At 41.6% G+C, this 9497-nt stretch carries 11 protein-coding genes; 5 read left to right on the forward strand and 6 right to left on the reverse strand.

Annotation, left to right across the window (positions count from 1 at the left end):
* Window positions 1–51 precede the first annotated feature (51 nt).
* Window positions 52–1155 carry a sulfotransferase family protein gene (locus WBV75_RS14210; protein ID WP_424121240.1) on the forward strand — a complete coding sequence of 368 codons (1104 nt, stop codon included), beginning with the start codon at window positions 52–54 and terminating at the stop codon, window positions 1153–1155.
* Window positions 1148–1804, forward strand: a complete 657-nt coding sequence (locus WBV75_RS14215; RefSeq protein WP_424121241.1) for a hypothetical protein — start codon at window positions 1148–1150, stop codon at window positions 1802–1804. Before WBV75_RS14210 ends, WBV75_RS14215 begins: the two co-directional genes overlap by 8 nt.
* Here WBV75_RS14215 and WBV75_RS14220 read toward each other — a convergent pair.
* The 4 genes from WBV75_RS14220 to WBV75_RS14235 all read right to left on the reverse strand — a co-directional run bounded on the left by WBV75_RS14220 (window position 1801) and on the right by WBV75_RS14235 (window position 6559).
* Window positions 1801–2547, reverse strand: a complete 747-nt coding sequence (locus WBV75_RS14220) for an outer membrane lipoprotein-sorting protein (RefSeq protein ID WP_424121242.1) — start codon at window positions 2545–2547, stop codon at window positions 1801–1803. The two genes, WBV75_RS14215 and WBV75_RS14220, sit on opposite strands and share 4 nt — an antisense overlap.
* The gene (locus tag WBV75_RS14225; protein WP_424121243.1) at window positions 2540–4714 is read right to left on the reverse strand and encodes an efflux RND transporter permease subunit; all 2175 of its coding nucleotides are present in this window, start codon (window positions 4712–4714) and stop codon (window positions 2540–2542) included. Before WBV75_RS14225 ends, WBV75_RS14220 begins: the two co-directional genes overlap by 8 nt.
* Window positions 4715–4835: 121 nt before the next feature.
* Window positions 4836–5282 carry a 3-oxo-5-alpha-steroid 4-dehydrogenase gene (locus WBV75_RS14230; RefSeq protein WP_424121244.1) on the reverse strand — a complete coding sequence of 149 codons (447 nt, stop codon included), beginning with the start codon at window positions 5280–5282 and terminating at the stop codon, window positions 4836–4838.
* A gap of 302 nt (window positions 5283–5584) precedes the next feature.
* Window positions 5585–6559: an NAD-dependent epimerase/dehydratase family protein gene (locus WBV75_RS14235; RefSeq protein WP_424121245.1), complete on the reverse strand. Its 975-nt coding sequence runs from the start codon at window positions 6557–6559 to the stop codon at window positions 5585–5587.
* Between the two features lie 581 nt (window positions 6560–7140).
* On the opposite strand from WBV75_RS14235, the gene parS reads away from it, so the two are divergent.
* Window positions 7141–7581, forward strand: coding sequence for a type II RES/Xre toxin-antitoxin system antitoxin (parS, locus tag WBV75_RS14240; protein ID WP_424121246.1), 441 nt, complete (start codon window positions 7141–7143; stop codon window positions 7579–7581).
* Complete coding sequence (locus WBV75_RS14245) at window positions 7578–8045, forward strand: RES family NAD+ phosphorylase (RefSeq protein WP_424121247.1); 468 nt, start codon at window positions 7578–7580, stop codon at window positions 8043–8045. The genes parS and WBV75_RS14245 overlap by 4 nt, the downstream gene beginning before the upstream one ends.
* Before the next feature lie 126 nt (window positions 8046–8171).
* Here WBV75_RS14245 and WBV75_RS14250 read toward each other — a convergent pair whose 3' ends face one another.
* Both WBV75_RS14250 and WBV75_RS14255 read right to left on the reverse strand, forming a co-directional pair.
* On the reverse strand, window positions 8172–8597 hold the full coding sequence (locus tag WBV75_RS14250) for a hypothetical protein (protein ID WP_424121248.1): 426 nt from the start codon (window positions 8595–8597) through the stop codon (window positions 8172–8174).
* Entirely contained in the window at window positions 8597–8968 is a 372-nt protein-coding gene (locus tag WBV75_RS14255; RefSeq protein WP_424121249.1) for a DoxX family protein, read from the reverse strand. Before WBV75_RS14255 ends, WBV75_RS14250 begins: the two co-directional genes overlap by 1 nt.
* A gap of 43 nt (window positions 8969–9011) precedes the next feature.
* Between WBV75_RS14255 and WBV75_RS14260 the strand changes: the two genes are divergently transcribed.
* Complete coding sequence (locus tag WBV75_RS14260) at window positions 9012–9371, forward strand: DoxX family protein (protein WP_424121250.1); 360 nt, start codon at window positions 9012–9014, stop codon at window positions 9369–9371.
* Window positions 9372–9497: the final 126 nt, after the last annotated feature.

Below are 9497 nucleotides of genomic sequence, written 5' to 3' on the forward strand. Positions count from 1 at the left end.
CTGTAAAGGTGTATGAACGCGACTAAAAAAGCAAGCAAAAAGGGGGTATTGATGCCACCGGCTGTAGGGTACTCCCTGAACGTGCTGTGGACTCTACTGCGGGATTTTAAGATTCAGTTCAGGTATTGGCCCCGCTTTCTTTTGATGGTTTTAATTAATTTGATCAATTGGCCCTTCCGAACCTATGAGCGTTTGTTTATCAACCCCAGATACAGGCAACTTAAGGAAGGAACGGAACTTATTTTCATTGTCGGTCACTGGCGTAGTGGCACTACCCATTTGCACAATTTGATCTCCCAGGATCCCCAAATGGGTTATACAACGACCTATCAGAGTGTGTTTCCTGATACCTTGTTCAATCGCCTGGGGTATTTTATATTTGAAGGTTTTGCCCGACTGCTTATACCGGGGAAGCGCGCCGGAGATAATGTGCGATTGGGCATGCAACTTCCTCAGGAAGAAGAGTTTGCTCTGGGTGCTAAAACACCTTTGTGTTTCTACTATTTCTGGATGTTTCCGAAAGATATAAGACGTATTTATGAAAGGAGTATTCGGTTTAAAAACGCTAGCCCAAGTCTAATCAACCAATGGAATAAAGACTATGAGCTTTTAATTTCAAAAGCACTAAAAAACACCGGATCATCCGTCTACCTTTCGAAAAACCCAAGTCATACAGGCCGCGTAGAGCACCTTTTGAAGAGGTTCCCCAAGGCAAAATTTATTTTTATTCACAGAAATCCTGTTGAGGTCTACCTCTCTACCGACAATTTTTTTAAAAATATGATGCCTCATTTACAATTACAGCAGATTACAAAAGAGGAGCGTCAACAAAGCATCATTGACTTGTATAAAACCATTATGAAGGACTTTTTTGATCAAAAGACTCTCATCCCCGAGGGGCAATATTCAGAAATCTCCTTTGATAACTTAGAACAAAACCCCCTGAAATGTGTTGAATACATTTACAAGGCATTAAACTTAGAAGGCTATGATGCTGCGAAACCGCAATTCCAGTCCTTTATAGATAAAATGAAGTCTTACGAAAAAAACCAACACGTTATATCACAATCTCAAATGGAATCCCTTTTGGTGCAACTCCGGCCATCGATGGAGGCTTTTGGGTATGAGATCCCAAAGCATATTCAGGTTGTTTAAATTCCATACATACAAAATTATATGTACCCTGCTCACGGCTTTTACAGTGTTGCCGCAACTAAGCGGGCAGGAGAACTGGGAAGAAATTAACAATGCTGAAGGTATTCGCGTATTTACAAAAAAAGTAGCGGGTTCCGACTTTAAAGCCTTTAAGTCGACGGCTGTTATAAAGGCAGATGTGGCGTCATTTGTCGCCTTGATTTTAGATGTTGAAAGCTTAGAAAACTGGGGTTATAAATTAAAGCGCACAAAACTTTTAGAACGAAGTGGAGATACCCTGCAGGTTTATTTTGCCGAAGCTAAAGCACCCTTCCCATACAGCAACCGCTATGGTATTTACAGGAACATATTTAAATGGGACGCCATTGACAGGCAATTGCGCATCGAGATTCAACTTTTAAATGACGCTTCCTATGAGGATGAAGGTTTGGTGCTGCTAACTGGTGAAGGGTATTGGGAAGCTACTGTGCTTCCTGGGGGGGACTTATCTGTTGTTTTTGAGATGCACGTAGATCCGGGTAAAGGCATACCGGGATGGCTTTCCAATTTATTTGCAGATGAATCCCCCTTCGAAACCATGCGGTCGGTAAAGGCCGAGCTTCTAAAACAAAAATACCAGGACAAGAGGTATGATTTCCTTACCAATTAACGGTCTTCTGAAGGCGTTTTTAAGATTTCAATTGTAAAGTCCTTTTCTGATAAACCGGTGTCAAAACGGATATCCTTGATCTCTATCGCAGTAGAATGATCTTTTCGAAGATCTGTCATGACTACTTGTTTGGCGAACCAATAACCACCCTCTTTGGTGTAACTGTAATCCGCTTTTTTAATATAGGCGCCATTTTTATCATAAAAGGCCATTTGCATGGGGTATCCGTACTGCTTGTTCAGAGATAATAAAATACGTGAATACTCTGTTTGATCGGATTTTGGACTTAGGTCGAGGAGTAATTCTTTTTCATTTTCAGAATTTACAAAATTGGCCTGATAGCGGTTGCTATAAGGAATACCACTCATATCCTCATATGAAAAGTCTGTACCTGTAAAGGCCTGACTTTTACTTAATAAGGTGATTTTTATCGCTTTACCAAAGGCAGGCATATACAGCCACATTTTACCATCAGGCAGGGATAAGGTGGCAATACCCGCTTTGTTTTCTGGTTTGGTGTACCGATAAAGCCGGTATTCCGATCCCATCTGCTTTAACTCTGCCTCCCTTGTTTTAGTTTCCCCCCTTTTATTGGTCACTGTCATTTGTACCGTGGCCACCCGATCTACTGGTGCAGACATGAGTTCATCCATTTTAGTGAGCACCTCCTGAGGGTTCTGTCCGTGCACCTTAAAGATCAGACCTGCTAGAATAAGTGAAGCAAAAAGAGTAATCCTATTCATTTTTTTCCTTGTTTATTATCAATAGAATAGCGGGCAATAAGGTCAGTGCTCCCAGGCCAGAACTCACCATACTTACCGCGATTAACACTCCAAAATACAATAATGGTACCATTTCGGAAAAAACCAGTACCAAAAACCCCAGGGATACCGCAAGAAAATTAATTATAATGGCTTTTCCACTGGTAGCCACGCTTTCATAGATTGCTTGTTTTACATCCTTATGAATTTTGAATTGCTTGTTAAATTGTGCTATGATATGGATGGAATAATCGATTCCTATACCCAGCGCCACACTGGCTACCAAAACCGTCCCAATATTTAAGGAGATCCCTGTCAGGCCCATGATGCCAAAGAGAAGAGCAATGGCGGCGATGATGGGCAGCGTAGATAAAACACCATACTTAAAGGATTTCAAAACCAGGCCTATGACGATGACCACAAACAATAAGGCAATCATAATGGAGCCTATCTGACTATTAATCAAACTTCTGTCCATAAGCACGTCTACGAAAGGCATTCCCGTTATTTCAATTTCAATGGCATCGGACTCCTGCTTAGAAATGAAATCATCCATATATTCTGAGAACTGCAGTTTAGACTGGTTGTCTGGTGATTTAAATTTAGAAATGATTATGGCCTGGCTCAGGTCCGGACTTACCAGCCGCTCCAGAGTTTCATTTCCATCCAGGAGGAACCAGAGCTGCTGAATCTGTTCTGGATCTTCCGGAATACTGCGTTCTCCCGTGATTGCGAAGTTTAGTTCCGCTATGAGGTCAGCTACCGACAGGGTAGAATTTATATCGGGGCTTTGCTCCATATACACAGCTGCCTCCTTCATTTTCCGAAGTAGTTCCGGATTTAAAATATCCCCTGTGAACCGCATGAAAACAGGTTTTGTGCCGCCAAACTTATCCATCATAATCTGTTCTGCGGTTCGTGCCGGATTCCCCTCTTTAAAGTACTCCTGAATATTCACACTTCGCTCAATTATAAAAATACCCCCGATCCCAACTGCAATCAGGACTAACCAAACCCCAATGACCCGTTTAGGTCTTTTGATGGTTATTTGCACCAGGCGGCTGGCTATGGTATCCGCAATACTGAGTTTTGTATGAGATGAAGCTTCTTTGCTTTGTTTTGCACCCAAAGCCATGACCGCAGGAACAAAAGTCAGGGCCAGAACACATGAATACAAGGTTCCCAGGGCTGTAAAGATTCCGAACTCAACAATCATATCTAAATAGGCTCCAAAGATGAATGAGATGAACCCAATGGCAGTTGTGATACCAGCCAGGACAACCGCAGTAGCAACATTGGCCAAACCTTTACTTACACGTTTGCTTTTAAGTTGATCCGTCTCCAGTTGAATCTTATTGATAACATGAATGGTATAAGCACTGCCAACAGCCAATAAAATAATTGGGATGTTATTAGATATCATAGACATGCTGTAGCCCAGCCAGGCAATACTACCCAGGGTCCATATGATGGCGATAATAGCGGTACCCAGGGGTAAAACCACTCCCATCCAGGATCTGAAACTGAGAAAAAGTACCACGGCAATGACCAGAAAAGCAAGCGGCAACAGGCGCACTAAATCCTTTCGCATTAGGTCGGAAATATAACTGACCAGCATCGGTGATCCCGTATAGTACAAGTTTTCGGGAAGCTTTAGTTGGTCCGTCTTTTCGATAACCGAAGTGGCCACGTCCTTTACAATGGCATCTTCACTGAGGTAAAATAAAATCAGGGCTGAAGTTTCATCCTCTGAAACAATGGCGTCTTTGTAAAGTTTGTTGCTGCGAATACGCTCGCGCAGCTCATCAAAGGCTTCTTGGGTGGTGGGCATGGCATAGGGATCTACCAGTTTTCCAACCTCAATTCCGTTTTCTTCTCCTTTTATATTGATGATGTTGCTGATACTCGATACCGAAACAATACCGTCAATAGTGGCCAGACTATCCGTTATAGTGGCAATATGAGTAAGTACCTCCGTGTTGTAAATATTGTCGGTTTCGAGGATGAGTAAGCCGATATTATTACCTCCGAAGTTGAGGCCTATATCCTTTAAAAGCCGGGCATGTTGGTCGTCGTCCGGCAGTGATTTTAAGATATCAGCATTGATGCTTAGCTTGGAAAGTTGAAGTCCAAAAAAAACTGTAATCATGCCGGTTATAAGCAGTACGGGCCATTTAAATTTCACAATCGTTTCCGGAAATGTTTGTGCTTTGATTCTCATAAGACAAGCCTGTGCTATATGGATTAAATATCGCGATATTTAAGTGAAGCTACAAGATAAAAGGAATGATGCTTTTTCTATTTTTAGGATATTCCGGAAAATGGTCGAGGTACCATTGATGATGCTTCATGGCTCTTGGTAACAAATTGGCTGCGGTCCAGGCCAGAAAACACAGTGCTGGTAAATTCCAGGCCATAAGGGCAAATCCAGCCCATTGCATTATTTCGCAAAAATGATTAGGGCAGGAGATATACTTAAATAAAAATCCCTGTGGTATTTTGTAAGACTGATCCTTATCCGTTCGCAAGCGAATGAGCATGGTATCGCTGATTTGGTTACCCAAAAAACCCATGACAAAAAGGAATGCCCCAAGGTAAAACTTCCAACTGTAGAAATGATCCGATGAATAATGCTCCAGAACCAATAGATAATACGCGTTTATTCCTGCATTTATAATATTAAAGAATACCCCGGACCACATGATGGATATGGGCATTTTTTTACCTTTTGTTTTGATTCGAAAAGGAAATACAAATGTTCTAAAGAAGTAATGCATGCTCCATAGACCAAAAAGCATTTGAGCATAATTACTGGACTCGGACCATATCCAACACAGGAACACAATCGTAAATGAGGGCAGTTCCATAAGAAACCATCCCAACTCATTTGGGATGAGGGAACCCCAGCCCTTTTTAACATGCCGGCCATAAGGTGCCGTGACAAACTGCAGTGTGACAAATGTAATTCCTGCGAGACCGAGCCAGACATAACAAAATATATAAAAGTGGTCGATGGATATCACTGTTTTTGACTTTTATACCAATTCAAGAAATCAATAACGGTCTCTTCAATGGGACGATTCGTGTGCCCTAAGGCTTTCTGAGCTTTTGAACAATCTATCCGTTTAGAGGCTTCTTTTAATAGCCTGAGACTTGTTTTAGAGAGCGCTGTTTTAAAACCAAAGGTGCTGGACAATCGTTCTATCAATGGAGCAAATAACATCAGTAATTCTGCCGGAAGCGTAATAAAAACACCCTTAGGCCGACATAATTTTCCAAGCCTGGCAATACTTATATAAGGCCCTCCCAGCAGGTAGATCTGGCCAGTTTTTCCATGTTCAAAACTATTTACTATAGTTTGGCAGAGATCTCTAAGGTCGACCAAATGATGTCCTCCCGTGGAAAGGACGGGTAACTTGCCCTGGTTCATTTTTAGTAAAGCTTTACCAAATAGAGAGGGTCCATTATCTGGAGCTCCAACTATAGAAGTCGGTCGTAAGATAAAAGCCTCCAAACCATCTTCTTTAATAGCTTTGAGGACCGCTTTTTCACTGAGCGCTTTGGTATAGCCATAGTAAAAATCCTCAGGTTTGCGGTAGGGTCCCTCCTCATTGAATGTTTGATCGTTTGAAGGATCAACAATGGCGGTGGAAGAACTGATGTAGATCAGTTTAGCCTTTAAGAATTTGCAAAGTGCAATAATCGTATTTGTTCCATCAACATTTACCCGATATAGCAGGGTTTTGGAATACTGGTCCAGGGATATGATGGCTGCACAATGAATAATAAGATCTACTTTTTTAAAAGTCTGTTTAAGCTGGTTCAGGTCATTAATATCTCCCTGAACCCATGTAAGCCGGGGGTGCTCAATCCTTGGAGCGGTCTTATGAAACAAGGCCCTTACCTCAAATCCTTCATTCAGGCATTTGAGTATCAGCCCAGTGCCAAGATGTCCGCTACCTCCAGTGATTCCAATACATTTATTCCCGGTCATTTTCGAAAACGTTTCTATACTGATTTTTAGATTTTACGGGGCATTACGATCAGTGTGCTGCATAGTTCTCTAAGGTACAATCAATTTTAATTCTGCATTATATTGGTCCATTATGCCATTGTTTAAGAAGCAATAAAACATTGGGGTCTGGCAACCTACCAGATAAATACCGACCAAGCCAGCAACTTGTGAATTGCAGAGAGGAAAAAGCCAAAAAAAAGCCCAGCATATTCGGCTTCTCGTTAAACCGAAATGATGAGGATATCTACGTGAGCACACTTTTCAGAGGATTACTCGAAGAAAACAATGACATAATCTAAAAAGTCCAACGAGATGAGTCTGTAGTAAAAATGCGAATTGAAAAAAGGGAACTATTCGAGTAAAAAGCACTACTGGCAAAACCGTATCAATAAACAAGGTCAAAAGTGCTAAACCTAAAGATGTGCACCTAACTATATTCTAATCATATGTTTAACTTTTTAAATCCTTATATAGACAATGCCGCCAAAACAATTTTAACACACCTTTGTCGTTTATTAAGCGACATATGTCGTATTTTTATAAATACCAATTAGAAATAGATGGCAACAGCATTAAAATTGTTCGAGAACAACGAAGGCGGTATATCCTATTCATGGAACGATGACAAACGATCTTACCTCCTTATTAAATTGGTGAGAGAAGGTATTTCCTATAGTGACTTCAAAAAAGTATCAGATCGTACTCCCTTTACCAGCAAGGAATGGGCCGCATATCTCAATGTATCCGTGAGGACCATGGAAAGGCACCGTGAGGAAAACAAAACCTTTCGTAAAGAACAGAGCGAAAGAATACTTTCAATATACCAATTGCTGAACTACGGGCAGTCCGTCTTTGGTGAGCGGGAAAACCTTTTTGAATGGATAAGCTCAGAGAGTATCGCTCTTGGAGGGGTCAAACCAAAGGAACTTTTAGATACAAGTATCGGGATCAATATGGTAAAGGATGAACTCGGTCGCCTGGAACATGGCGTGTTGGCATGATAGTCTATCGGTTGGGCAAAAAAAAGTACAACAACGATCTCTCAGGGATAGGTGCGGAAAAGTACGGTGGCCGTTGGAACAATAAAGGAACCCGCATGGTCTACACTTCCGAGTCCAGGGCTTTGGCAAATCTTGAAGTTGCCGTGCATGTTGCTCTGAAAAATGCGCCAAGTGACTACTATTTGACCACAATCGAGATCCCTGATAACTTTATTCAAAACTACCCGTTAAGCAGGCTAAAAGGGAAGGATTGGAAAACACATCCTCCTTCGGAGTTCACCCAAACCGAGGGGGACAATTTTATCAGGAAAAACAAATCCCTGGCGTTAAAAGTACCGTCGGTCATTGTACAGGGAGACTACAATTATTTAATCAACCCGGTACATAAAGACATAGGATCCGTAAAGATCATTTCCAGCGAACCCTTTACTTTTGATAAACGGCTGTTCAATCCAGAACTATAAATTGTAAATCAGAGACCTTCGAATTGATTTGAACTGGATAATGAGGATTGCAGATACCGAATGCCGTGACGATGATCCTGGCTTTAAAGAACATTGCTGTATCCCAGGGAATAGTATCATATTTCACTAATAATCATAGTATTCCAGCTTGAGAAAATCTGCTTTAAGCTCGGACATTTTTTCAATAAACTTCTTGTTTGCCCTGTAGTTCTCGTTTTTTAGAAACTGTATAAAGTTTCCATTGGCGTGGATACTGAAGGATTTCGTACTATAGATAACCAACCGATAGTAAGGGATAATCCACGAAAAACGTTCCAGCTTTTTTGTATAATGTACGATAATACCTTTAGGCCGTAATTCGATATTGGCATAGTCGATTTCGGAAAATTTCAATTTACCCAGATTCAATTTAGGACTGGTTTTGTGAATCATCAAACGGCCAGAGCCAATACCACCTTTTTTTATACGTTCGAGCAGAGTAAAGGGCTTACCCACCAAAGACGCGCTTTCCACGTCATAATCTTCGTTTTTACAGGTCGTGTCAAATATCATTAGAATGAGCTAGAGAACATTAAAAAAAGGGATAGAACAAGGAAGGAGAGTGCGGGGAAAGAGCTTCTCAAAGGGTCTTTTACCCTGAGGTGCATCGATATCGCCCCGGCCATGAGGACTGCCATAATTCCCGCTGCAGGAAGGGTAAGTTGTGGCACCCAGATGGAAACCATGAGCAATGTAGCTGCCAGAACCTTAAGACCTCCAACCAGATACATTACGGACTCAGACAATCCGTAGACTTCAAATTCCCGCTTCATGTTGGCCGCCTGGCCACCGCGCCATGATGTCGGTTTATTAAACCGAAAGAACCAAACATTCACAATGCTTAGAAAAATAAATACTTTAATGATGATAATTAAGTATTCCATTGTTCTACTCTTAAACTTGTTTTTCGGTAAATTGCGAACCTAAATGAATGCAATTTCTCCCATCCTTTTAGCGTGTATTCTATTCTCGGCAATCTCATTTCTTTTTTTTGGCTACTCTTGCCTGACTTCGTTATTCATGCGGCAGGAGTTTGAGCGCTACGGGCTAAATCAATACAGGCGACTTATTGGTGCCTTGCAGATTATAGGAGCGCTTTCCCTGCTTGGCGGTTTGTTCTATTTCCCTCTGGCAGTTACGGGAGCCGCCGGTCTTATGGTCCTCATGTTTATGGGGCTGGCGGTCCGGATACGTCTCAGGGATAGTTTCATTCAATCTACCCCTGCCTTTTTTTATGCCATTTTAAACCTCTTAATTGTGCTGATGCTTCTTAAAACGTTCGGGTAAACTTTTCCTCTCCGAGGAACCCACGATGTTTATATTTGGTTTTAGCGACGGTTGAGACGTCACCCGTCTTAACCCCGTCCTTTTTTAAGAACCTTTTCCTTCCGCTGACTTCAATAACCGCAGATC

This window comes from Robiginitalea sp., from assembly GCF_049588695.1.
Taxonomy (GTDB): Bacteria; Bacteroidota; Bacteroidia; order Flavobacteriales; family Flavobacteriaceae; genus Robiginitalea.

Coding starts and splice junctions, on each gene's coding strand:
- WBV75_RS14210 (WP_424121240.1), top strand. CDS start 52: ATGCCACCGGCTGTAGGGTACTCCCTGAACGTGCTGTGGACTCTACTG.
- WBV75_RS14220 (WP_424121242.1), bottom strand. CDS start 2,547: ATGAATAGGATTACTCTTTTTGCTTCACTTATTCTAGCAGGTCTGATC.
- WBV75_RS14225 (WP_424121243.1), bottom strand. CDS start 4,714: ATGATTACAGTTTTTTTTGGACTTCAACTTTCCAAGCTAAGCATCAAT.
- WBV75_RS14230 (WP_424121244.1), bottom strand. CDS start 5,282: ATGCCCATATCCATCATGTGGTCCGGGGTATTCTTTAATATTATAAAT.
- WBV75_RS14235 (WP_424121245.1), bottom strand. CDS start 6,559: ATGACCGGGAATAAATGTATTGGAATCACTGGAGGTAGCGGACATCTT.
- parS (WP_424121246.1), top strand. CDS start 7,141: ATGGCAACAGCATTAAAATTGTTCGAGAACAACGAAGGCGGTATATCC.
- WBV75_RS14245 (WP_424121247.1), top strand. CDS start 7,578: ATGATAGTCTATCGGTTGGGCAAAAAAAAGTACAACAACGATCTCTCA.
- WBV75_RS14250 (WP_424121248.1), bottom strand. CDS start 8,597: ATGATATTTGACACGACCTGTAAAAACGAAGATTATGACGTGGAAAGC.
- WBV75_RS14255 (WP_424121249.1), bottom strand. CDS start 8,968: ATGGAATACTTAATTATCATCATTAAAGTATTTATTTTTCTAAGCATT.
- WBV75_RS14260 (WP_424121250.1), top strand. CDS start 9,012: ATGAATGCAATTTCTCCCATCCTTTTAGCGTGTATTCTATTCTCGGCA.